At 72.1% G+C, this 22,922-nt stretch carries 17 protein-coding genes; 12 read left to right on the top strand and 5 right to left on the bottom strand.

Annotated elements, in window-relative coordinates:
• Positions 1-11: 11 nt before the first annotated feature.
• Together lon and ACIRVF_RS19175 are read right to left on the bottom strand one after the other, a co-directional pair.
• Positions 12-2,408 (bottom strand): endopeptidase La, encoded by a 2,397-nt coding sequence (gene lon / locus ACIRVF_RS19180; protein WP_402818736.1) that lies wholly within the window; start codon positions 2,406-2,408, stop codon positions 12-14.
• Positions 2,409-2,573: 165 nt separating this feature from the next.
• A complete protein-coding gene (locus ACIRVF_RS19175) occupies positions 2,574-3,377 on the bottom strand; it encodes a rhomboid-like protein (RefSeq protein ID WP_402818733.1) in 804 nt (267 codons plus the stop codon).
• Between the two features lie 563 nt (positions 3,378-3,940).
• Here ACIRVF_RS19175 and ACIRVF_RS19170 point away from each other — a divergent pair.
• The 7 genes from ACIRVF_RS19170 to ACIRVF_RS19140 all read left to right on the top strand — a co-directional run bounded on the left by ACIRVF_RS19170 (position 3,941) and on the right by ACIRVF_RS19140 (position 14,547).
• Entirely contained in the window at positions 3,941-4,678 is a 738-nt protein-coding gene (locus ACIRVF_RS19170; protein ID WP_094742879.1) for a response regulator transcription factor, read from the top strand.
• A 79-nt stretch (positions 4,679-4,757) separates the two neighbouring features.
• On the top strand, positions 4,758-5,888 hold the full coding sequence (locus ACIRVF_RS19165; protein ID WP_402818731.1) for a sensor histidine kinase: 1,131 nt from the start codon (positions 4,758-4,760) through the stop codon (positions 5,886-5,888).
• 287 nt (positions 5,889-6,175) lie between these two features.
• A complete protein-coding gene (locus tag ACIRVF_RS19160; protein WP_402818728.1) occupies positions 6,176-9,925 on the top strand; it encodes a multifunctional oxoglutarate decarboxylase/oxoglutarate dehydrogenase thiamine pyrophosphate-binding subunit/dihydrolipoyllysine-residue succinyltransferase subunit in 3,750 nt (1,249 codons plus the stop codon).
• Positions 9,926-10,152: 227 nt separating this feature from the next.
• Positions 10,153-12,132, top strand: coding sequence for a serine/threonine-protein kinase (locus ACIRVF_RS19155; RefSeq protein ID WP_402818725.1), 1,980 nt, complete (start codon positions 10,153-10,155; stop codon positions 12,130-12,132).
• A 50-nt stretch (positions 12,133-12,182) separates the two neighbouring features.
• Positions 12,183-12,365, top strand: a complete 183-nt coding sequence (locus ACIRVF_RS19150) for a DUF6104 family protein (protein WP_350504423.1) — start codon at positions 12,183-12,185, stop codon at positions 12,363-12,365.
• Between the two features lie 204 nt (positions 12,366-12,569).
• Entirely contained in the window at positions 12,570-13,493 is a 924-nt protein-coding gene (locus ACIRVF_RS19145) for a DUF4097 family beta strand repeat-containing protein (RefSeq protein ID WP_402818722.1), read from the top strand.
• Between the two features lies 1 nt (position 13,494).
• Positions 13,495-14,547: a PadR family transcriptional regulator gene (locus tag ACIRVF_RS19140; protein WP_402818719.1), complete on the top strand. Its 1,053-nt coding sequence runs from the start codon at positions 13,495-13,497 to the stop codon at positions 14,545-14,547.
• A 102-nt stretch (positions 14,548-14,649) separates the two neighbouring features.
• Here the strand turns inward: ACIRVF_RS19140 and ACIRVF_RS19135 are convergent, their stop codons facing one another.
• Positions 14,650-15,612, bottom strand: coding sequence for a zinc-binding dehydrogenase (locus tag ACIRVF_RS19135; RefSeq protein ID WP_402818716.1), 963 nt, complete (start codon positions 15,610-15,612; stop codon positions 14,650-14,652).
• Between the two features lie 116 nt (positions 15,613-15,728).
• Positions 15,729-16,922, bottom strand: a complete 1,194-nt coding sequence (locus tag ACIRVF_RS19130; protein ID WP_402818714.1) for an NADP-dependent malic enzyme — start codon at positions 16,920-16,922, stop codon at positions 15,729-15,731.
• A 588-nt stretch (positions 16,923-17,510) separates the two neighbouring features.
• Here ACIRVF_RS19130 and ACIRVF_RS19125 point away from each other — a divergent pair.
• The 5 genes from ACIRVF_RS19125 to ACIRVF_RS19105 all read left to right on the top strand — a co-directional run bounded on the left by ACIRVF_RS19125 (position 17,511) and on the right by ACIRVF_RS19105 (position 22,333).
• On the top strand, positions 17,511-18,440 hold the full coding sequence (locus tag ACIRVF_RS19125) for an ABC transporter substrate-binding protein (RefSeq protein ID WP_402818711.1): 930 nt from the start codon (positions 17,511-17,513) through the stop codon (positions 18,438-18,440).
• Positions 18,441-18,888: 448 nt separating this feature from the next.
• Positions 18,889-19,821, top strand: a complete 933-nt coding sequence (locus tag ACIRVF_RS19120; protein ID WP_402818708.1) for an ABC transporter substrate-binding protein — start codon at positions 18,889-18,891, stop codon at positions 19,819-19,821.
• Between the two features lie 119 nt (positions 19,822-19,940).
• Positions 19,941-20,831, top strand: coding sequence for an amino acid ABC transporter permease (locus tag ACIRVF_RS19115; RefSeq protein ID WP_402818705.1), 891 nt, complete (start codon positions 19,941-19,943; stop codon positions 20,829-20,831).
• Positions 20,828-21,628, top strand: a complete 801-nt coding sequence (locus ACIRVF_RS19110) for an amino acid ABC transporter ATP-binding protein (RefSeq protein ID WP_402818703.1) — start codon at positions 20,828-20,830, stop codon at positions 21,626-21,628. The genes ACIRVF_RS19115 and ACIRVF_RS19110 overlap by 4 nt, the downstream gene beginning before the upstream one ends.
• Before the next feature lie 117 nt (positions 21,629-21,745).
• Positions 21,746-22,333 (top strand): CGNR zinc finger domain-containing protein, encoded by a 588-nt coding sequence (locus ACIRVF_RS19105; RefSeq protein ID WP_402818700.1) that lies wholly within the window; start codon positions 21,746-21,748, stop codon positions 22,331-22,333.
• Between the two features lie 4 nt (positions 22,334-22,337).
• Here ACIRVF_RS19105 and sodX read toward each other — a convergent pair whose 3' ends face one another.
• Positions 22,338-22,700 (bottom strand): nickel-type superoxide dismutase maturation protease, encoded by a 363-nt coding sequence (sodX, locus tag ACIRVF_RS19100; protein WP_402819144.1) that lies wholly within the window; start codon positions 22,698-22,700, stop codon positions 22,338-22,340.
• Between the last annotated feature and the right edge of the window lie 222 nt (positions 22,701-22,922).

The raw sequence follows: 22,922 nt of genomic DNA, 5'->3' as shown, positions 1-22,922 counted from the left end.
GTCGATCATCCTCAGGCGGCGGCGACCAGCACCCCGGCCGGCTCCAGGGCCAGCTTGAGCACCTCGCGCACGTCGGCCACCGGGTGGACGGTGAGCCGCTCCAGCACCTCGGCCGGGACGTCGTCCAGGTCGGCCTCGTTGCGCTTGGGGATGATCACCGTGGTGATGCCGGCCCGGTCGGCGGCGAGCAGCTTCTGCTTCACCCCGCCGATCGGCAGCACCCGCCCGGTCAGCGACACCTCGCCCGTCATCGCCACGTCGGCGCGCACCTTGCGGCCGGAGAGCAGCGAGGCCAGCGCCGTGGTCATGGTGATGCCGGCGCTCGGCCCGTCCTTGGGGACGGCCCCGGCCGGGATGTGCAGGTGCACGCCTCGGTCGCGCAGCGAGGTGACGGGCAGCTCCAGCTCGGCGCCGCGCGAGCGCAGGAAGGAGAGCGCGATGTGCGCGGACTCCTTCATCACGTCGCCCAGCTGCCCGGTCAGGGTGAGGCCGGTGCCGCCGGTCTCGGCGTCGGCGAGCGATGCCTCGATGTAGAGGACGTCGCCGCCGGCTCCGGTGACCGCGAGCCCGGTGGCCACGCCGGGAACGGCGGTGCGCCGTTCGGCGGGCTCCTGGGCGGACTCCGGCACGTGGTGCGGTCGGCCGATCAGGGCGCGCAGGTCCTCCGCGCGGACCGCGGCGGGCAGCTCGCGCTCGCCCAGCTCGGCCTGTGCGGCGATCTTGCGCAGGACCCTGGCGATCGAGCGCTCCAGGGTGCGCACCCCCGCCTCGCGGGTGTACTCCCCGGCGAGGCGGCGCAGCGCCTCCTCGTCCACGCTGACCTGGCCGTCTCCGAGGCCGGCCTTCTCCAGCTGGCGCGGGAGCAGGTGGTCGCGGGCGATGACGACCTTCTCGTCCTCGGTGTAGCCGTCGAGCCGGACCAGCTCCATCCGGTCGAGCAGCGGCTCGGGGATGGCCTCCAGCACGTTGGCGGTGGCGAGGAAGACGACGTCGGAGAGGTCGAGCTCGACCTCCAGGTAGTGGTCCCGGAAGGTGTGGTTCTGGGCCGGGTCCAGCACCTCCAGCAGGGCGGCGGCCGGGTCGCCCCGGTAGTCGGAGCCGACCTTGTCGATCTCGTCGAGCAGGACGACCGGGTTCATCGAGCCGGCCTCCTTGATCGCCCGCACCAGGCGGCCGGGCAGCGCGCCGACGTAGGTGCGCCGGTGGCCGCGGATCTCCGCCTCGTCCCGGACGCCGCCGAGCGCGACCCGGACGAACGTGCGGCCCATGGCGCGGGCCACGCTCTCGCCGAGCGAGGTCTTGCCCACGCCGGGCGGGCCGACCAGGGCGAGCACCGCGCCGCCGCGGCGGCCGCCGACCAGGCCGAGCCCCTGGTCGGCCCGGCGCTTGCGGACGGCCAGGTACTCGACGATCCGCTCCTTCACGTCGGCGAGGCCGGCGTGGTCGGCGTCGAGCACGGCGCGGGCGCCGGCGATGTCGTACGCGTCCTCGGTGCGCTCGTTCCAGGGCAGCTCAAGGACGGTGTCCAGCCAGGTGCGGATCCAGGAGCCCTCGGGAGACTGGTCGGAGGAGCGCTCCAGCTTGTCGACCTCCTTGAGCGCGGCCTCCCGCACCTTCTCCGGGAGGTCGGCGGCCTCGACCCGGGCGCGGTAGTCGCCCTCCTCGTCGGCCGGGTCGCCGTTCAGCTCGGCCAGCTCCTTGCGGACGGCCTCCAGCTGGCGGCGGAGCAGGAACTCCTTCTGCTGCTTGGCCACGCCCTCCTCGACGTCCTTGCGGATGGTGTCGTTGACCTCCTCCTCCGCGAGGTGGTCGCGCAGCAGGGTGAGCGCGTACTCCAGTCGGGCGACCTGGTCGGCCTCCAGCAGCACCTTGAGCTTCTGCTCGGCGGTGGCGAAGGGCGCGTAGCCGATGTTGTCGGCGAGCTCGCCGACGCCCTCGATCTGCGCGACCCGGTCGACGATCTGCCAGGCGCCGCGCTTGCGCAGCCACTGGGTGGAGAGCGCCTTGTACTCCTTGACCAGCTCGGCGGCGCGCCCGGCCACCGGCATGCCGACCGAGGACTCCCGGAACGGCGTGGTCTCCACCCAGAGGGCGGCGCCCGGGCCGGTGGTGCCGGCCCCGATCCGGACCCGGCGCACGGCGCGCACCAGGGCCGCGGGGTCCCCGTCCGCGAGCCGGCCGACCTGCTCCACCGTGGCCAGCGTGCCGACCGCGGCGTACGAGCCGTCCACCCGCGGGACCAGCAGGACCTGGGGCTTGCCGGAGCCGGCGGCCGCGGCGCGGGCGGCCTCGACCGCGGCACGCACCTCGGTGTCCTTCAGGTCCAGCGGAACGACCATGCCCGGGAGCACGACCTCGTCGTCGAGCGGCAGCACGGGCAGGGTGAGCGGTGTGGACGTCGATGCCATGATCTCTCCCCAGTCAGTGAACTTGAGTCGACCTGACTAAGGCTTCACGCATCCCGGATGTTCCCGACACCTTGTTCGCCATGAGCGAACACGGTGTCACCGGAACGGCCGGGAGGAGGCGCCGTCAAAAGGACGGGGAAAGGGTGGCCCAAGAGGGCCGCGGCGTCAGCGCGCGGTGGACGGGCGGGCGCCGGCCCGCACCGCCGCGGCGGCCGGGGAGGCGGCCGAGCCGACCGCCGGAGCCTGCGCCGACCGGGTGCGCGGCCGCGGCGGGCGCCGCTCGATCCGCCGCAGCCAACGCGACAGCGCCACTCCGGTGAGCACCGCCGCCGGGTGCCCCACGGCGGTGACCACGTCCCGCTCGGTGGCGATCTGCTGGGCGATCATCAGCCCGACGGCACCCAGCGCCGGCACCCGCCCGCGCCAGGGCAGCAGCCCGGCCACCGCGCCCAGACAGGCGAGCACGCCGTAGCTGACCCCGATGTCGAGGTGGTCCATCGCCTCCGGGGCCATCCGCCCGGTCTCCACCGCGGCGATCACCACGCCCTGGGAGAGCAGGGTGGCCGCCACGTGCCCGATCGCGAACACCGCCGCGGCCCGGCCGGTACCGACCCTTCGCTCCAGCGGCGCCAGGGTGAAGGCGAAGCCCCACAGATAGGGCATCCACACCTCGCCGGCCACCCAGAACCCGCTGAGCACCAGGGCGCGCAGGGGGTGCTGGAGCAGGTTGTGGCCGTCCGAACTGGAGGCCTCCTGCAAACGCTGGACGAGTTCCGGATCGGCGAGCCCGGCGAAGGTCGTGGTGGCCCCCACCACGGCGAGATATCCGAGGGTGAAGGGAGTGCGCCGGGGTGTCGGCACGCGTTCCAGCAGCCATTCGAAGACGCCGGTGCGCAGTCCGTGCCGGAGCATTCCGTACGGCACCCCCGCGGGCGCGCTCCGGACGGCCTCCCGCCGCACTCCCGCCATGCCGCCTCCGCTCCACGCCCGCCGACACCGGTGCTCGCAGGTGCCCAACGTACCGGCGGGTGCGCCGGATTCCGCCCGGCGGGGCGTTGTCGTGGCCACGGTACGTCGAGGTTCTGAGAGGCACCTGAGAAAAGCCCGTGAAGACCGTCGACGCGGGGAGCCGCCGGATTCCCGCCATTGGTCCAGACCTTCTTCCCATTAACGCGTCAGTAGGCCCTCTGACCGGCGACTTGGCGTCAACTGGACTGCATACGTACCGTTACGCACAGAAAATTCGCCGGGTAAGGTATCGGCCCGTGCCCACTCAAGCGGTGGGTCCACGGGCGGCCGGACAGCCGGCCCACGGGCCGGAAACGTCCGGTCCACCTGCCGGAAAGCATCCGCTGTCCGTACGCTGCGGAGTGCGTGGGAGAAGTGGACGGGAGACCATCCGTCCGCACCGACTCCCGGGCGCGCGACGGGACGGCGGACCCGGCACAGTCCACGACGGAACAAGACTACGAGCGGAGCCCCGCCATCCCCACAGGTGGCCGGCCCGCAGCCCTGGGGGCGGTGGCGTGACCGTGACAGAAATTCAGCAGGACAACCCCAACACCGGTGGCACGGTGAGCAGTCAGCGCAGAGTGCTGGTGGTGGAGGACGAACCCACGATCGCCGAGTCGATCGCGGCCCGACTGGGCGCGGAGGGGTTCAAGGTCGCCGTGGCCCACGACGGCCCCGGCGCGGTGGACGGCTTCCACACCTGGCAGCCGGACCTGGTGGTCCTGGACATCATGCTGCCCGGCTTCGACGGGCTGGAGGTGTGCCGCCGGATCCAGGCCCAGCGCCCGGTGCCGGTACTGATGCTGACCGCCCGCGACGACGAGACGGACCTGCTGGTCGGCCTCGGCGTCGGTGCCGACGACTACATGACCAAACCGTTCTCCATGCGCGAGCTGGCCGCGCGGGTCAACGTGCTGCTGCGCCGCGTCGAGCGCGCCCAGCAGGCCGCCCGCACGCCCGCGCTCGGCAGCCTGCGCTTCGGCGAGCTGGAGATCGACCACGTCCAGCGCCGGGTCCGGCTGGCCTCGGGCGACGTCCACCTGACGCCGACCGAGTTCGACCTGCTGGCCTGCCTGGCCGCCCAGCCGCGCGCGGTGCTCACCCGCGAGCAGCTGCTGGCCGAGGTGTGGGACTGGACCGACGCGTCCGGCACCCGCACCGTCGACAGCCACGTGAAGGCGCTGCGCCGGAAGATCGGCGCCAGCTGGATCCGCACCGTCCACGGCGTCGGATACGCACTGGAGGCCCCGCTCTCCTGACGGGGGCTTCGGGCGACGGGCCACCGGGGGGCCCGTGTCCCGGCACCGCCGTGACACCACGCGGGGATCACAGGGACCAATGACCTTTCCACAGCAACGCAACGGGGACGCCGACGGCGCGCGCCCGCAGACGCTGGCCGCACGCGCGGCCAGCCGGGTCTGGGCCGACATCCGTCCGCTCGACCCGGTCCGGTCGATCAAGGGCAAGCTCGCCCTGCTGGTGATCGTCTCCGTGTTCCTGGCCACCGGGATGGTGGTCGTGGCGATCCGGTCCGAGACCCAGATCCGGATCATCATGGTCTTCTCCATGATCGCCTCGCTGCTGTTCATGCAGTTCCTCGCGCACGGGCTGACCGCCCCGCTGCGCGAGATGACGGCCGCCGCCCGCGCGATGGCCTCCGGCGACTACAGCCGCCGGGTCGAGGTGAGCTCGCGCGACGAGATCGGCGAGCTGGCCGCCGCCTTCAACGGCATGGCCGCCGACCTCCAGGCCGCCGACCGGCACCGCCGTGAGCTGGTCGCCAACGTCTCGCACGAGCTGCGCACGCCCATCGCCGCGCTGCGCGCCGTGCTGGAGAACGTGGTGGACGGCGTCGTGCAGCCCAATCCGGCGACGCTGGAGGCCGCGCTGGAGCAGACCGAGCGGCTCGGCCGCCTGGTCACCCACCTGCTGGACCTCTCCAAGATCGACGACGGCGTGGTCGACCTGGACGCCCGCCCCTTCGAGGTGCGCGAGTTCCTGGACGGCGTGCTGCGCGGGGTCACCGTGGACGGCGCGACGGCCGGCGGGGCGTTCTCCCGTCGTGGCGACGTCCGGCTGGCCCTGGAGGTCAGCCCGGCCGGCCTGACCGCCGTGGCGGACCCGGAACGGCTCCACCAGGTGGTCGCCAACCTGGTCGACAACGCCTGCAAGCACTCCCCGCCCGGCGGCACCGTGACGGTGCGCGCGAGACCGGACGGCGAGGACGGCGGCCTGCTGCTGGAGGTCCAGGACGAGGGTCCGGGCATCCCGCCGGCGGACCGCAGCCGGGTCTTCGAACGGTTCAGCCGCAGCGGCACCGCGACCGCCGCCGGCCCGGGTTCCGACGGCGGCACCGGACTGGGGCTGGCGATCGCGCGCTGGGCGGTGGACCTGCACGGCGGACGGATCGCCGTCGCCGAGTCGCCGCGCGGCTGCCGGATCGAGGTCCGGCTGCCCGGACAGCCCTGAGCGGCCCAGGACATTTGTCACAGATCCGACACAGACGCACACGAAGATCGTCTGCGGATTACCCTGGGTCTTTGTCCGCTTTCGCCCCGCTTTGGGGCGCGATCGGGCCCGATCGGTTCCCCTCAGATACGGCTTTCTAACGTACTTTTTCAGCCAATCTGCAGGTCAGGACTGTGATCTGGGCGACGCCTGGGGCCCGGGGACTGCGCGATCACTGGTCAGGGGCGTAGCCTTAATCCCCGCTGTCCAAACATCCCAAAAGGAAGCGGAAGAGGGCGGTTGCCGCCGTGTCGCCACAGTCCCCTGAAACCCCCAACAGCTCGGCAAGTTCCACTGGCTTCGGCCCCAATGAGTGGCTCGTCGATGAGATCTACCAGCAGTACCTCCAGGACCCGAACTCGGTCGACCGAGCCTGGTGGGACTTTTTCGCCGACTACAAGCCCGGTACCGAGGTGACCCCAGTGACCCAGGCCGCGACCCAGGCCGGCCCCACGCCGACCCCTGCCGCTGCCCCCGCGCCCGCCGCTGCTGCTCCGGCCGCACCCGCGCCCGCCGCCCCGGCCGCTCCGGCCGCTCCGGCCCCGGCTGCCGCCCCGCTCGCCGCCGCGCCCGCCGCGCCCCCGGCCCCCAAGGCCGCCGCCGCTGCCCCGGCCCCCGCCGCCGCCGCCCAGGCCGGCCCCGAGCTGGTCCAGCTCCGCGGCCCGGCCAAGGCCGTCGCCAGCAACATGGACGCCTCGCTGGAGGTGCCGACCGCGACCTCGGTCCGCGCCGTCCCGGCGAAGCTGTTGATCGACAACCGCATCGTCATCAACAACCACCTGCAGCGCGCCCGCGGCGGCAAGGTCTCCTTCACCCACCTGATCGGTTACGCCCTGGTCCAGGCCATCAAGGCCGCCCCGGGCATGAACCACAGCTACAAGGTGGAGGACGGCAAGGCCTTCCTGGTCAAGCCGGAGCACGTCAACCTCGGCCTGGCCATCGACCTGGTCAAGCCGAACGGCGACCGCCAGCTGGTCGTCGCGGCCATCAAGAAGGCCGAGACCCTCGACTTCTTCGGCTTCTGGCAGGCCTACGAGGACATCGTCCGCCGGGCCCGCGCCAACAAGCTGACCATGGACGACTTCACCGGCGTCACGGTCTCGCTGACCAACCCCGGCGGCATCGGCACCGTGCACTCCGTGCCGCGCCTGATGCAGAACCAGGGCACCATCGTCGGCGTCGGCGCCATGGAGTACCCGGCCGAGTTCCAGGGCTCCGCCCCGGAGACCCTGTCCCGCCTGGGCGTCTCCAAGATCATGACGCTGACCTCGACCTACGACCACCGCGTCATCCAGGGTGCGGCGTCCGGCGAGTTCCTGCGCGAGATCCACCGCCTGCTGCTCGGCGAGAACGGCTTCTACGACGAGATCTTCGAGTCGCTGCGGATCCCGTACGAGCCGGTCCGCTGGGCCACCGACGTCGCCACCACCCACGACGACGAGGTCAACAAGACCGCCCGCGTCATGGAGCTGATCCACTCCTACCGGGTCCGCGGCCACCTCATGGCCGACACCGACCCGCTGGAGTACAAGCAGCGCAAGCACCCCGACCTGGACGTCACCACCCACGGCCTCACCCTGTGGGACCTGGAGCGCGAGTTCGCGGTCGGCGGCTTCGGCGGCCAGAAGATGATGAAGCTCCGCGACATCCTCGGCCTGCTGCGCAACACCTACTGCCGCACCGTCGGCATCGAGTACATGCACATCCAGGACCCGAAGCAGCGCAAGTGGCTGCAGGAGCGCCTGGAGAAGCCGTACGCGAAGCCCGAGCGCGAGGAGCAGCTGCGGATCCTGCGCCGGCTGAACTCGGCCGAGGCCTTCGAAACCTTCCTGCAGACCAAGTACGTCGGCCAGAAGCGCTTCTCGCTGGAGGGCGGCGAGTCGCTGATCGCCCTGCTGGACGGGGTCATCGACTCCGCCGCCGAGCACCGCCTGGACGAGGCCGTCATCGGCATGGCCCACCGCGGCCGCCTGAACGTGCTGGCCAACATCGTCGGCAAGCCGTACGGCAAGATCTTCGGCGAGTTCGAGGGCAACCTCGACCCGAAGTCGATGCACGGCTCCGGCGACGTCAAGTACCACCTGGGCTCCGAGGGCACCTTCACCGGCCTGGACGGGGAGACCATCAAGGTCTCGCTCGCCGCGAACCCCTCCCACCTGGAGACGGTCGACCCGGTCGTCGAGGGCATCGCCCGCGCCAAGCAGGACATCCTGGACCAGGGCGGCACCACCTTCCCGGTGCTGCCGATCCAGATCCACGGCGACGCGGCCTTCGCCGGCCAGGGCGTCGTCGCGGAGACCCTGAACATGTCGCAGCTGCGCGGCTACCGCACCGGCGGCACCGTGCACGTCGTGGTGAACAACCAGGTCGGCTTCACCGCCGCCCCGGCGTCCTCGCGCTCCTCGATGTACTGCACCGACGTGGCCCGCATGATCGAGGCCCCGATCTTCCACGTGAACGGCGACGACCCGGAGGCCGTGGTCCGCGTCGCGCGGCTCGCCTTCGAGTTCCGCCAGGCGTTCCACAAGGACGTCGTGATCGACCTCATCTGCTACCGCCGCCGCGGTCACAACGAGGCCGACAACCCGTCGTTCACCCAGCCGCTGATGTACGACCTGATCGACAAGAAGCGCTCGGTGCGCAAGCTGTACACCGAGGGCCTGATCGGTCGCGGCGACATCACCATGGAAGAGGCGGAGCAGGCGCTCCAGGACTTCCAGGGCCAGCTGGAGAAGGTCTTCGCCGAGGTCCGCGAGGCGGCCCAGGCGCCGGCCGACACCACCACCGGCAAGCCGGTCGCCGACTTCCCGGTCTCCATCCAGACCGGCATCTCCCAGGAGATGGTCAAGCGGATCGCCGCCTCCCAGGTCAACTTCCCGGACTGGCTGACCGTCCACCCGCGCCTGCTGCCGCAGCTGCAGCGCCGCGCCGCCTCGGTCGAGGACAACACCATCGACTGGGCGATGGGCGAGACCCTCGCCATCGGCTCGCTGCTCATGGAGGGCCACCCGGTCCGCCTGGCCGGCCAGGACAGCCGCCGCGGCACCTTCGGCCAGCGGCACGCCGTCCTGATCGACCGCAAGACCGGCGAGGACTACACCCCGCTGCAGTACCTCACCGAGGACCAGGCCCGCTACACCGTCTACGACAGCCTGCTGTCGGAGTACGCGGCCATGGGCTTCGAGTACGGCTACTCGCTGACCCGCCCGAACGCGCTGGTCATGTGGGAGGCGCAGTTCGGCGACTTCGTCAACGGCGCGCAGACCATGGTGGACGAGTACATCGCCTCCGCCGAGCAGAAGTGGGGCCAGCACTCGGGCGTCGTCCTGCTGCTGCCGCACGGCTACGAGGGCCAGGGCCCGGACCACTCGTCCGCCCGCCCGGAGCGCTTCCTCCAGCTGTGCGCGCAGGACAACATGACGGTCGCCATGCCGACCCTGCCGTCGAACTACTTCCACCTGCTGCGCTGGCAGGCGCACAACCCGCACCACAAGCCGCTGATCGTCTTCACCCCGAAGTCGATGCTGCGTCTGAAGGCCGCGGCGAGTGCGACCGAGGAGTTCCTGTCGGGCTCGTTCCGCCCGGTCATCGGTGACACCACCGTCGACCCGGCGCAGGTCCGCAAGGTGGTCATCACCTCCGGCAAGTTCTACTACGACCTGGCGGCGGCCCGGACCGAGCGTGGCATCACCGACACCGCGATCGTCCGCATGGAGCGGCTCTACCCGCTGCCGGTGGCCGAGCTCCAGGAGGAGCTGGCCCGCTACGGCGACAACGTCCAGTTCGTCTGGGCGCAGGAGGAGCCGGCCAACCAGGGTGCCTGGCCGTTCATCGCGATGAACCTGGTCGACCACCTGCAGGTCGTCATCGGCCGCAGCGGCGGCGACGCCCGTCTGCGCCGCGTCGCGCGCGCCGCGGCCTCGTCGCCGGCCGTCGGCTCGGCCAAGCGGCACGGTGCCGAGCAGCAGGCGCTGATCGAGGAGGTCTTCGCGCTCTGACGCGCTGGGACCGACCCGCCCGCGGCCTCCGCCCCCACTGAGGGACGGGGGCCGCGGGCGTTCCCGTTCACGTCAAGGTCCCAGCTCTGCAACCAAACGGGGACCGGCCCGCACTCCCACCTGACGGATCGATAGGTTATGCCTCGCCAGATCGCCGCCATGGCGCAGGTCATCGCGCCCGCGGCCCGGCCGAACGACCTCACCGCTCTCCCAGGGGGATCCACCGCATGACCGACACGCCGCACCCCGGCAAGCTCCCTCCGGTCTTCCAGCCGCTCCTTCCGGACGACCCCCGGGAGGTCGGCGGCTACCGGCTGTTCGCCCGGCTCGGCGCCGGCGGCATGGGGCGCGTCTACCTCTCGTACACGCCGGGCGGACGCCCGGTGGCGCTCAAGGTGGTCCGTCCCGAGTTCGCCGAGGACGGCGAGTTCCGCCGCCGGTTCGCCCAGGAGGTCAGCAACGCCCAGCGGATCCACGGGCTGTACACCGCACAGGTGATCGACTCCGGCGGCCTGGACTCGGACGCCCCCTGGCTGGTCACCGCGTACGTGCCCGGCCCGTCCCTGCAGCAGGTGGTGCGGCAGCACGGCGCGCTGCCGGTGCGCACCGTGCTGCTGCTGATGGGCGGAATCGCCGAGGCGCTGCAGGCGATCCACAGCGTCGAGGTGGTCCACCGCGACCTCAAGCCCGCCAACGTGCTGGTCGCCGGGGACGGGCCCCGGGTGATCGACTTCGGCATCGCCCGGGCCGCCGACGCCACCGCGCTGACCGGCACCGGCTACCGGATCGGCTCCCCCGCCTTCATGGCCCCCGAGCAGGCGCAGGGCCGCGCGGTCACCCCGGCCACCGACGTCTTCGCGCTGGGCGCCCTGGCCGCCTACGTGGCCGGCGGCACCCCGCCGTTCGGTGACGGTCCGGACACCGCGGTGCTCTACCGGGTGGTACACGAGGAGCCGGACCTGACGGCCGTCCCGGCGGACCTGCGCGAGCTGGTCCAGCGCTGCCTGGCGAAGTCGCCGGAGGACCGCCCCCAGCCGGCCGAGATCATCCGGGTCGCCCGCAACCACCCCGAGGTCGGCGGCCAGCTGCGGTTCGGCGAGGACTGGCTGCCGCGGCAGGTCAACACCGAGATCACCCGGCGCTCCGACCTGCCCAGGACGCCCCCGGCTCCGCTGCCGGACGCCCCCGCGACCCCGCCGGCCGCCCTCACGACCCCGGCGGCCCCGGCGGCCCCAGCGGCTCCCCCGCAGCCGGCCGGCGCGCCGACCCACCCGGTCACCGCCGCGGTCCAGCCGCCGCAGCGGCCCGCCACGCCCCCGTCCGGCTTCGCCCCGCCGCCGCTCGGCGCGTACGGCGCCCCGCAGCCGCCCACCGAGACGCCGACCGCACCGTTGCTCCCCGCCCCGCCCACCGTCCCGCTCCGGGCGGAGCCGCCGTCCTTCGACACCCCGCCGCCCGGCCCGGTGGTCACCGCCGCCGCCCCGGCACCCCAGCCGGAGCCCGGGCGCAGGGGCGGAGTCTCCTGGAAGGTGCTGGTGACGGTCGCCCTGGTGATGGCGGTCGGCGGCACCGCGGGCGGCGTGGTGCTGATGAAGAAGCTGGACGACGGCGGGAAGGCCGGGAGCAGCAGCAACAGCGCGGCCCCGCAGGGCGGCGGCAGCGCGAACCCGGTCGCCGCCCCGGACGGCGCCTCCCCCGCCCCGACCACCTCCGCCTCCGGCGTGCCGGTGTCCGCGGCGCCCTCGAAGTCCGGGTCCGGCACCGTCTCGGCCCCGGCCCGGCCGGTCGGCTACACCCCGCTGCTGGACAAGAAGGCGCTCTCGATCCCGGCCGCCGACTACTCCTCGGACGCCTACCGGATCGACCTGAACGCCGGCACCGTGGTGCCGCACAGCGGCTCCGACCTGAAGTGGGGCCTGGGCGTCACCAACACCGGCAGCGGCAGCAAGGCCAACTCCTTCGAGAGCGCGGGGGACGAGAAGTCGGACTTCGCCGTGATCACCGAGTCGACGGTCACGGCCGAGCAGTGCGCCGCCGCGATCGACTCCCGGCCGGACACCGACCTGACGTACAACCGGGTCGCGCCCGGACGTCTGCTCTGCATCCGCGACCGGGACAGCCGCAACATCGCGATCGCCGCGATCACCGCCGCCGACCCGACCACGGGTGCCGCCTCGATGACCGTCAGCACCTGGCGGGCCGGCTGACCGGCAGGTCTATCCTGGCCAGGTCAATCCCCATCCGACCGGAGCGAACCGTGTACTTCACCGACCGAGGCATCGAGGAGCTGGAGAGCCGGCGCGGCGAGGAGGAGGTCACCTTCGAGTGGCTGGCCGAGCGCCTGCGCGAGTTCGTCGACCTCAATCCGGACTTCGAGATCCCGGTCGAGCGGCTGGCCACCTGGCTGGCCAGGCTCGACGACGAGGACGACGACGAGTGACGTCCTGACCCGGTGGCGACGGCCGCCGGACCGAGGGCCCGGGAGGCAACCGCCTCCCGGGCCCTTCGCGTGTCCCGTAGGGGACGGCTCCGGGTCGGCTCCGGGGCCGCCCGGGGGCGGAACCGCTTGCTTTTCCCGGCACGCGATATATCGTCTTCAGAAGAGAACGCGATACATCGCGATCCGCGACGGGAGGCGGCAGGGATGAACCAGTGGACGATCGAGGGGCCGGGCAGGACCACCTTCGAGGACGCGGTCCGCGCACTGCATGTGCGCGTCATCGACGGCAGCGTGAACGTGGTCGCGGCCGAGGGCCCGGCCCGCCTGGAGGTCACCGGCCTCAAGGGCGACGCGCTGCACGTGACGCTGGTCGACGGCGTGCTGACCGTCACCTACAAGGACATCAACAGCTGGGGCGAGTTCGGCGACTGGATCAAGTCGGTCGGCTCGGTCCGCAACTTCTTCGACTCCTTCCGGCGCAAGCGCTCCGTGGACGTCACCCTGACCGTCCCGGCCGGCACCGACGTCAAGGTCGGCACCGTGTCGGCGCACTCCACCGTGACCGGCATCGCCGGGCACGTCTCGGTGCAGGGCGCCAGCGGCGACACCACCCTGGCCGAGGTCACCGGGCGGATCGACGCCAGCACCGTCACCGGCGACGTCGACGCCCAGGCGGTCGGGGGCCAGCTCAAGGTCAACACCGTCTCCGGCCGGCTCACCGTGATCGCCGGCACCGCCGACCGCGTCCAGGCCAACACCGTCACCGGCGCCGTCACCCTGGACCTCGACGTGGCCGGCGAGACCGACGTCAAGGTCAACACCGTCAGCGGCCCGGTCGTGGTCCGGATCCCCTCGCTGGCCGATGCCACCGTGGAGGCCGGCTCCACCAGCGGCGACGTCTCCAGCACCTTCGAGGAGCTCAAGATGAGCAGCACCTGGGGCGCCAAGAAGATCTCAGGGCAGCTCGGCGAGGGCCGCGGCAGCCTCAACGTCACCACCGTCTCCGGCGCGGTGACGGTGCTGCGCCGCCCCGACTCCGAGGACGACGCCCCGGTGGTGGTCAAGGAGCTCCCGGCCTCCCCCGCCGACGACCGGCCCGCCGGCCCCGACCTCACCAAGGAGGCCTGAGATGACCCCCGTGTTCGGCCACGGCCGGCTCCGGCTCTACCTGCTGAAGCTGCTGGACGAGGCCCCGCGGCACGGCTACGAGGTGATCCGCCTGCTGGAGGAGCGCTTCCAGGGCCTGTATGCGCCCTCCGCCGGCACCGTCTACCCGCGGCTGGCCAAGCTGGAGCAGGAGGGCCTGGTCAGCCACAGCACCGAGGGCGGCCGCAAGGTCTACCGGCTGACCGACGCCGGGCGGGCCGAACTCGGAGCCCGCCAGGTCGAGTTGGACGAGCTGGAACTGGAGATCCACGACTCCGTGGCCCAGCTCGCCGGAGCGATCCGGGAGGACGTCCGGGACAGCGCCAAGGACCTCCGCGAGGAGCTGTGGCAGGCCGCCAAGCAGGCCCCGCGGCCCGGGCACGACACCGGGGCCGGAACCGGCGGCGACCCGTGGGCCGGCCCCTGGGGCGACAACGAGTCCTGGCAGCGCGCCAAGGAGGAGTTCGCCCAGTTCAAGCGGCAGGCCAAGGAGCAGGCCAAGCGCGCCCGGGAACAGGAGCGGGCCGCCAAGGCCAAGGCGAAGGCCGCCGAGGAGGAGGCCCGCCGACTGCGCGAGCAGGCCAAGGCCTCCCGCACCGCCGCCCAGCAGGAGGCCCTGCGGATCAAGCGCCGGGTCGAGCAGCAGGTGCGCGAGCACGCCGCGAAGGGCGACTGGCCGACCGGGCTGGCCGAGGGCCTGTCCGAGCTGACCAAGGGCCTGGCCGGGCTGGCCGACGCCGCCCGCTGGGGCCACTCGGCGGCGGACGAGCGGGCCGAACCGGGCGAGCGGGTCACCGCGACCCGGATCGACCTGGACAAGGACCAGGACGCGACGGCCGCCCCGGCCGACCTGCCGCCGTGGGCGCGCACCGACCCGGACGCGGACCCGTCCCGCGAGCTGGAGCGGCTGCTCGACCGCTTCCGCGACCAGGTCCGCGACGCGGCGCGGGACGGCGGGGTGAGCGCCGACAAGCTGGCCCGGGCCCGCTCGGTGCTGGGCGCGACCGGCGAGCGGCTGAAGCGGCTGCTCGGCTGACCGGAGCCGCGGTGACGGCCCGGTGTCCTCGTACGGGGACACCGGGCCCGCGCGCGTCAGGGCCCTCACGGGTCAGCGCCCTCGTGGGTCAGCGCCTTCGCGTCAGGGGTTGAGCACGATCTTGCCGAAGACCTCGCCCTTGGCGAGCCGGGCGAAGCCGTCCCGGGCCTCGGACAGCGGCAGCACCGAGTCGATCACCGGGCGGACCCCGGTGTTGGCGCACAGCGCCAGCAGCCCGGCCAGCTCCTCCTTGGTGCCCATGGTCGAGCCGACCACCTTGAGCTCCAGGAAGAAGATCCGGTTCAGCTCCGCGGCCTTGGGGCTGGGCCCGGAGGTGGCCCCGGAGATGACGACGGTGCCGCCCGGACGCAGCGACTTCACCGAATGCGACCAGGTCGCGGCGCCGACCGTCTCCATCACCGCGTCCACCCGGGAGGGCAGCCGGGCGCCGCTCTCGAAGGCCGCGTCCGCGCCGAGCTCGACCGCCCGGCGGCGCTTGGCCTCGTCCCGGCCGGTGACCCAGACCCGCAGGCCGGCCGCCTTGCCGAGGACGATCAGCGCGGTCGACACCCCGCCGCCGGCGCCCTGCACCAGGACGGTGTCGCCCGGCCGGACACCGGCATTGGTGAACAGCATCCGGTACGCCGTCAGCCAGGCCGTGGGCAGGCAGGCGGCCTCCTCGAAGCTCAGCTCGGCGGGCTTGGGCAGCAGGTTCCAGGTCGGCACGGCCACCTGCTGGGCGAAGGTGCCCTGGTAGCGCTCGGTCAGGATGGACCGGGGCTCGTCCGGGCCCACCCCGTGGCCGGTCTGGCCGATCACCGAGTGGATGACGACCTCGTTGCCGTTCTCGTCGACACCGGCGGCGTCGCACCCGAGGATCATCGGCAGCTTCTCGGCGGGCAGGCCGACGCCGCGCAGCGACCACAGGTCGTGGTGGTTGAGGCTGGCGGCCCTGACGGTCACCACGCTCCAGCCGGGGCGGGCCTGCGGCTCGGGGAGTTCGCCCAACTCCAGGCCGCTGAGCGGGTCGTCGGCGTCGATACGGGCGGCATAGGCAGCAAACATGTCCCGGACACTAGCCGGGACGGCCGAGGCCGGGAACCACGCGTCCGTGTGACGCGCGTCCCGGCCTCAGGCTGGTCGGTCCCCCGCCCGGGGACTCCCCGGGGTACGTCGGACCGTCAGATCCGCGCCACGCCCTCGGCGCGGGCGACGTCGGCCACGGCCTTGGTGACCGCCGGGGCGACCCGCTCGTCGAACGGCGAGGGGATGACCTTCTGCGGCGTCAGCTCGTCGGCCACCACGCCGGCCAGCGCCTTGGCGGCGGCCAGCTTCATGCCCTCGGTGATCCGGGAGGCCCGCACCTGCAGCGCGCCGGCGAAGATGCCCGGGAAGGCCAGCACGTTGTTGATCTGGTTCGGGAAGTCGCTGCGCCCGGTGGCGACGACCGCCGCGTACCTGTGGGCCACCTCGGGGTGGATCTCCGGGTTGGGGTTGGCCATCGCGAAGATGAACGCGCCCTCGGCCATGGTCGCCACGACCTCCTCCGGCACGGTGCCGCCGGAGACGCCGATGAACACGTCGGCGCCGGCCAGGGCGTCGGCCAGCGAGCCCTTGAGCGCCGAACGGTTGGTCTGCTCGGCGATCTCGGCCTTGACGTCGGTCAGGTCCTCGCGGCCCTGGTGGACCACGCCCTTGCGGTCGCAGACGGCCACGTCGCCGACGCCGGCGGCCACCAGCATCTTGGCGATGGCGATGCCGGCCGCGCCGGCGCCGGAGATGACGGCCCGCAGCGAGCCGATCTCCCGGCCGGTCACCCTGGCGGCGTTCCACAGGGCGGCGGTGGTGACGATCGCGGTGCCGTGCTGGTCGTCGTGGAAGACCGGGATGTCCAGGGCCTCCTGGAGCCGGCGCTCGATCTCGAAGCAGCGCGGGGCGGAGATGTCCTCCAGGTTGACGCCGCCGAAGGACGGAGCGAGCCGGACCACCGTCTCGACGATCTCGTCCACCCCGGTGCAGGCCAGCGCGATCGGCACCGCGTCCACGCCGCCGAACTGCTTGAACAGGATGGCCTTGCCCTCCATCACCGGGAGCGAGGCCTCCGGGCCGATGTCACCGAGGCCGAGCACCGCGGTGCCGTCGGTGACCACCGCGACGGTGTTGGACTTCCAGGTGTAGTCGTTGACCAGCTCGGGCTGCTCGGCGATGGCCGTGCAGACCCGGGCGACACCGGGGGTGTAGGCGAGGGACAGGTCGTCCGCGTCGCGCACCGGCACGGTCGCCCGGATCTCCATCTTGCCGCCGCGGTGGAGCGCGAAAACGGCGTCGACCGGATCGTCGGTGTCCTGGGTGCTGCTGATGATCTCCGCTGCCACGATGACCTCTTCGTCATTGTTCTGGCGAGGTGCGCGGCCGACGGGCAGAGCGGCCCCGTCCGGAAGCCGGAAACCGGGTACGCCGAAGCGGACCCGGGGTCGGGGTGGGGCGCTGCCGTCGGGTGGCGCCCTCGGATGAGGGTTTTTATGGGGTCTTGTATTGATCCGCGTTGTGCTACCGGGCCGAGCGTAGGTCGGACGGAGGCATCGCACCTATGCCTTTTCGTCCTCGTCACGTGCCGTTCATCGCCGTGCTGTCGCGTCGAACTGGGGTCCGGCGTCGGAAGCGCCGGGCCCCGGCGGCGGCAACGGCGTGGCGGCACGCACACCCGCAGGAGTGAACGCAGACCCGTTGGGGAGTCGGCACCCCGGATACGGAGCCACGTGATGACTTCCGGTCCCGGGCACCCGAGCCTGTCGGGGCTCGTGGGTCTGGTTCGAGCGTTCGGGGATCACCCGGTACCGAATTCTGACACACCCGCTGCTGGGCCGGGCAGGGTGGGATGGCAAGATCGCGTGTCCGCCATTCCGCGTACCCGAGCGCGACACCGCGGCGACCGCGGTCCGCCCTCCCCAGGAGCAGCCCTCATGCCTCACCTCCTCCAAGTCCGCCGTCCGGCCTTCGCCGGAGCCGCCCTGGCCGTCGCCGGAGCCCTGCTGCTCACCGGGTGCGGCGGTGACGGCGGGCAGGCCGCCGCGAGCGACCCGGTCAAGGACGTCCGCGCCAAGCTGCCCAAGGCCCAGCGCTCAGCCGGAGTGCTGCGCATCGGCATGGACGTCAACTACGCGCCGGTGGAGTTCCGCGGGCCGGACGGCAAGCCGACCGGGCTGGACCCGGACCTCGCCGCCGCCCTCGGCCGGATCCTCGACGTGCGGGTCGAGTTCGTGGACACCCCGTTCGACAAGCTGATACCGGGTCTGCAGGGCAAGCAGTTCGACGTGGCGATGTCCGCGCTCAGCGACATCCGCCAGCGCCGCGAGGGCCTGGACGAGAACGGCAAGCAGGTCAACCCGGGCGTGGACTTCGTGGACTACTTCATCGCCGGCGCCTCGATCGTCGTCCCGAAGGGCAACCCCAAGGGCATCCGGACCATGGACGACCTGTGCGGCCGCACGGTCGCCCTCCAGCAGGGCACCAACCAGGACGACATCGCCACCCGGCAGACGGCCGTCTGCGCCCGCAGCGGCCGCCAGCTGACGGTGCACCGCTTCGACGAGGACGCCAAGGCGCTGGCCGAGGTCTCCTCCGGCGCCGCCGCGGCCGGCCTGAACGACTTCCCGGTGGCCGCCTACGCGGTGAAGACCACCGACGGCGGCAACCGCTTCGAGGTGGCCGGCACCCAGTCCACCTCCAACCCGTACGGCATCGCGGTGCGCAAGGGGGACACCGAGCTGCGCGACACCCTGTCCAAGGCGGTGGACCAACTGATCCGCAGCGGCGAGTACGACAAGATCCTCGGCAAGTGGAACGTGAGCGCCGGGGCGGCGCAGAACGCGGTGGTCAACGGGGGCATCTGAGCCCGCGCCCGCGGGCCGCCCCGCCGGGTCGGTGACCCGGCGGGGCTTCCGGGCAGAGTACAGGCGGATCTGCATACTTATACGCAGGGTGACAGGGGCACGCGATCTGTCCGAATAGCGGACAGCATAAGGCCTTGTTATCCGATTTTGATCTGGATGAGGGCCACCTGACCGTCCTCAGATGGCAGGATTCCCCCCATCTCGGATCGAGCCGACCACCGGTCGAGGCGGTTCAGGTCGACGTCCACCTCGGCGGAGGGTGGCGGAAGCAGTACCGGCACCACCCTGGGCGGCCCCCATGCGCCCAGGCACTGCACCACCCGGCAACGCCCGTACGACGACGTACAGCGACAAGCCACCCGTACGGCTCCGTACGGCCAGCTGCCCCGGTGCGCCGCTCCCGCGGCGCGCTCCGCCCGATTTCTCTCCCCAGGAGGAGATCCCCCTCATGACCGCCCGTACCCAGCGCACCCGCCTCTTCGCGGCAGGCGTGGCCGCCGTGTCCGTGTCCCTCGTGCTGACCGGCTGCGGCAGCAGCAAGTCGTCGTCCGGCTCCTCGGCCGGTGTCAACGCGAGCGCGTCGGTCCCCGCCGTGACCGCCGACCCGGCGCTGGCCGCGCTCCTCCCCGCCGACGTCAAGTCCGCCGGCAAGATCGTCGTCGCCACCGACGCCTCCTACGCGCCCAACGAGTTCAAGGACGACAAGGGCGCCATCGTCGGCATGGACGTGGACCTGGCCAACGCGATCGCCAAGAAGCTGGGCCTGACCGCGGACGTCCAGAACGCGACCTTCGACGCGATCATCCCGGGCATCACGGGGAACAAGTACACGATGAGCATGAGCTCCTTCACCGACACCAAGGAGCGCGAGGCGTCGGTCGACATGGTCACGTACTTCAGCGCCGGCACGGGTGCCGCGGTCAAGAAGGGCAACCCCGACAAGATCGACCCCACCGACCTCTGCGGCAAGAAGGTCGCCGTCCAGACCGGCACCACCCAGGCCAAGGACATCACCGACACGATCAACCCCGCCTGCACCAAGGCCGGCAAGCCGACCGTCCCCAACGACGGCGACAAGTTCGACCTGCAGACGGACGTCACCCAGGCGCTGGTCTCCGGCCGCGACCAGGTCATGCTGGCCGACTCCCCGGTCGTCGACTACGCGCTCAAGCAGACCAACGGCCAGCTGGAGAAGATCGGCTCGGTGACCGACACCGCCCCCTACGGCGTCGTCCTGCCGAAGGACTCGCCGCTCTCCAAGGCCGTCCAGGGCGCCATCCAGTCCCTGATGGCGGACGGCACCTACAAGAGCATCCTGGAGAAGTGGGGCGTGCAGGCGGGCGCGATCGACAAGTCCGTCGTCAACGGCGCCACCAGCTGATCCCGCTGTCTGAACACAACCCCTGAGGCCACACAGTGAATTCTTCCGACCAGGGGTCGGTGCACCCGGGACGGCCCGAAACCCTCAAGGCCGTCCCGGTCCGCCACCCCGGACGCTGGGTGGGGGCAGCAGTCGTCGCGGTCCTCGCGGCGATGCTGATCCACGCCCTCACCACGAATCCCCAGTTCCAGTGGGACGTCGTCGGCACGTACCTCTTCGATTCCACGATCCTGCACGGCCTCGGCGTCACGCTCGAACTGACCTTCCTCTCCATGCTGATCGGCGTCGCGGGCGGCATCACGCTCGCGATCATGCGCCTGTCGCCCAACCCGGTGCTCTCCAGCACGGCCTGGTTCTACATCTGGGTCTTCCGCGGCACCCCGGTCCTGGTCCAGCTGCTGTTCTGGAACTTCCTGGGCACCCTGTGGGCCAACATCTCGATCGGCATCCCGTTCGGGCCGGCCTTCTGGTCCGAGCCGACGAACCAGGCGATCCCGCTGTTCGTCGCCGCCCTGCTGGGCCTCGGCCTCAACGAGGCCGCGTACATGGCGGAGATCGTCCGCGGCGGCATCCAGTCCGTGCCGCTCGGCCAGACCGAGGCCGCGCACGCCCTGGGCATGAGCCAGTTCAACACCATGCGGCGGATCATCCTGCCGCAGGCGATGCGGGTGATCATCCCGCCGACCGGCAACGAGACCATCTCGATGCTGAAGACCACCTCGCTGGTCTCGGCGATCTCCCTGGAGGAGCTGCTCCGGGCCGGCCAGAACATCTACTCCCGCACGTTCCAGACCATCCCGCTGCTGCTCGTCGTCAGCATCTGGTACCTGCTGATGACCTCGATCCTCACCGTGGTCCAGTACTACATCGAGCGCCACTACGCCCGCGGCGCCAACCGGGTGCTCCCGCCCACGCCGCTGCAGCGACTGCGCCGCCTGTTCGCCGGCAGGCCCGTCCCGCCGGCCAAGGACGACGTGGTGCCCGGCCTCGAAGGAGGTGGCCACGTATGACCGATCTGACGAAGCCGCAGGCGGTGGACGCCGCGGCGGTCCCGATGGTCGAGGCGCAGGGCGTGCGCAAGTCCTACGGCCTGGTGGAGGTGCTCAAGGGCATCGACCTGGAGGTCAGGAAGGGCGAGGTGTTCGTCCTGGTCGGCCCCTCCGGGTCCGGCAAGTCGACCTTCCTGCGGTGCATCAACCACCTGGAGAAGATCAACGGCGGCTTCCTCTCGGTCGACGGCGAACTCGTCGGCTACCGGATGAAGGGCGGCCGGCTGCACGAGCTGAAGGACCGCGAGGTCGCCCAGAAGCGCCGGGACATCGGCATGGTGTTCCAGCACTTCAACCTGTTCCCCCACATGACCGCCCTGGAGAACGTCATGGAGGCGCCGGTCCAGGTCAAGGGCGAGAACAAGGCCGAGGCCCGGGAGCGCGGGATGGCCCTGCTGGAGCGGGTCGGCCTCGCCGACAAGGCGAAGAACTACCCCTCGCAGCTCTCCGGCGGCCAGCAGCAGCGCGTGGCGATCGCCCGCGCGCTGGCCATGAAGCCCAAGCTGATGCTGTTCGACGAGCCGACCTCGGCGCTCGACCCCGAGCTGGTCGGCGAGGTGCTGGACGTCATGCGCGGCCTGGCCGAGGAGGGGATGACGATGATCGTCGTCACCCACGAGATGGGCTTCGCCCGCGAGGTCGGCGACGCGCTGGTGTTCATGGACGGCGGTGTGGTGGTCGAGTCCGGCAACCCCCGCGAGGTGCTCACCAACCCCCAGCACGAGCGCACCAGGGCCTTCCTCTCCAAGGTGCTCTGAGCCCGTACGGTCGGCGCCCGGCAGGCGACTTCCTGCCGGGCGCCGCCGTTTTCCCCAGCCGGGTAATAGGCTTGAAGCAGTCAGCCCGTTACCGATGACCCCCCTGGAAGGACCGCCGTGGAGCTCGCCTCGTACGCCGATCTCGCCGTTCGGCTGGTGAACACCGAGGAACCCGAGCGCGGCACCGACTCGCTGACCTCGGTGGACGCGGTGCGCGCCCTGTTCTCCGACTCCGCCCGTGCCGCCGCGCTGGCCGACGAGTCCGACGTGCCCCGGCTGCGGGCGGTGCGGACCAGGCTGCGCGGGGTCTTCGAGGCCGCCGCCGAGGGCGACGAGGTCCGGGCCGTCGACCTGCTGAACAGCCTGCTGATGGAGTACCCCGTCAGCCCGCTGGTCTCCGGGCACGACTACCTGGACGACGCCGGCCGGCCGCGCTGGCACCTGCACCTGGCCGACAACTCGCCCACCGCCACCGCGCACTTCAGCGCCGTCGCCTGCATGGGCCTGGCCGTCCACCTCACCGAGCTGGGCGCCGACCGGCTCGGCATCTGCCAGGCCGCGCCGTGCCGCAACGCCTACCTGGACACCTCGACCAACCGCTCCCGCCGCTACTGCTCCGACCGCTGCGCCACCCGCGCCAACGTCGCCGCGTACCGGGCCCGCAAGCGGCAGGAGGCCGAGGCCGCCCTGCACCCGGGGAACTGAGAGGTCAGACCTCTTCGACCCACACGCCGAGGCGCCGGGCCAGGCCCGGCAGCCGGGACAGCCGGGGGCCGAGCAACAGCCGCTCCAGCCTCCGGCCCGGCGCCAGCCAGGCCGGGCTCGGGCGCAGCCGCAGCAGCACCCGGCCGAGCACCAGCTCGTCCGGGACCGGACCGTAGCTGCGGCTGTCGCTGTCCACCGGGCGGTTGTCGGACAGCAGCCACCAGCCCTTCGGGCGGCGCTCGACGGCCCGCTTCACCACCAGCAGGTCCTGCTGGAAGGGGTGCCGGAACAGCACCACCGCGCCGGGCCGGATCGGTGCGCCGTAGCGGACCAGCAGCTGGTCGCCCTCGCGCAGGGTCGGCACCATCGACGGGCCCGCCACGTCGACCAGCCCGAACGGCACCACGCCGCCGCCGGCGCCGCCCTGCGGTTCCGTGCTCCGCGCCACGACTCCTCCTCCCGACCGCCCGGCCCCAGTCTGCCGTACGGACCGTCATCCGCTCGATGTCCGGATTACCCCGGTTACGGGTCCGCCTTTTGCCCTAGGCCCACCGCCCGGCCGCGAAACCCGGAGGCCGGAAGGGTAGTC

Origin of the sequence: Kitasatospora sp. NPDC101157 (assembly GCF_044768255.1) — a bacterium.
In the GTDB taxonomy this organism is placed as follows: Bacteria; Actinomycetota; Actinomycetes; order Streptomycetales; family Streptomycetaceae; genus Kitasatospora.
Note: the sequence above shows the minus strand (reverse complement) of the source record. Positions and strands in the feature narration are given on the sequence as shown.

What these genes read in the sequence shown, in the direction of transcription:
- lon (WP_402818736.1), bottom strand. Translation starts at nt 2,408, where the DNA reads ATGGCATCGACGTCCACACCGCTCACCCTGCCCGTGCTGCCGCTCGAC.
- ACIRVF_RS19175 (WP_402818733.1), bottom strand. Translation starts at nt 3,377, where the DNA reads ATGGCGGGAGTGCGGCGGGAGGCCGTCCGGAGCGCGCCCGCGGGGGTG.
- ACIRVF_RS19165 (WP_402818731.1), top strand. Translation starts at nt 4,758, where the DNA reads ATGACCTTTCCACAGCAACGCAACGGGGACGCCGACGGCGCGCGCCCG.
- ACIRVF_RS19155 (WP_402818725.1), top strand. Translation starts at nt 10,153, where the DNA reads ATGACCGACACGCCGCACCCCGGCAAGCTCCCTCCGGTCTTCCAGCCG.
- ACIRVF_RS19145 (WP_402818722.1), top strand. Translation starts at nt 12,570, where the DNA reads ATGAACCAGTGGACGATCGAGGGGCCGGGCAGGACCACCTTCGAGGAC.
- ACIRVF_RS19140 (WP_402818719.1), top strand. Translation starts at nt 13,495, where the DNA reads ATGACCCCCGTGTTCGGCCACGGCCGGCTCCGGCTCTACCTGCTGAAG.
- ACIRVF_RS19135 (WP_402818716.1), bottom strand. Translation starts at nt 15,612, where the DNA reads ATGTTTGCTGCCTATGCCGCCCGTATCGACGCCGACGACCCGCTCAGC.
- ACIRVF_RS19125 (WP_402818711.1), top strand. Translation starts at nt 17,511, where the DNA reads ATGCCTCACCTCCTCCAAGTCCGCCGTCCGGCCTTCGCCGGAGCCGCC.
- ACIRVF_RS19120 (WP_402818708.1), top strand. Translation starts at nt 18,889, where the DNA reads ATGACCGCCCGTACCCAGCGCACCCGCCTCTTCGCGGCAGGCGTGGCC.
- ACIRVF_RS19110 (WP_402818703.1), top strand. Translation starts at nt 20,828, where the DNA reads ATGACCGATCTGACGAAGCCGCAGGCGGTGGACGCCGCGGCGGTCCCG.
- sodX (WP_402819144.1), bottom strand. Translation starts at nt 22,700, where the DNA reads ATGGTGCCGACCCTGCGCGAGGGCGACCAGCTGCTGGTCCGCTACGGC.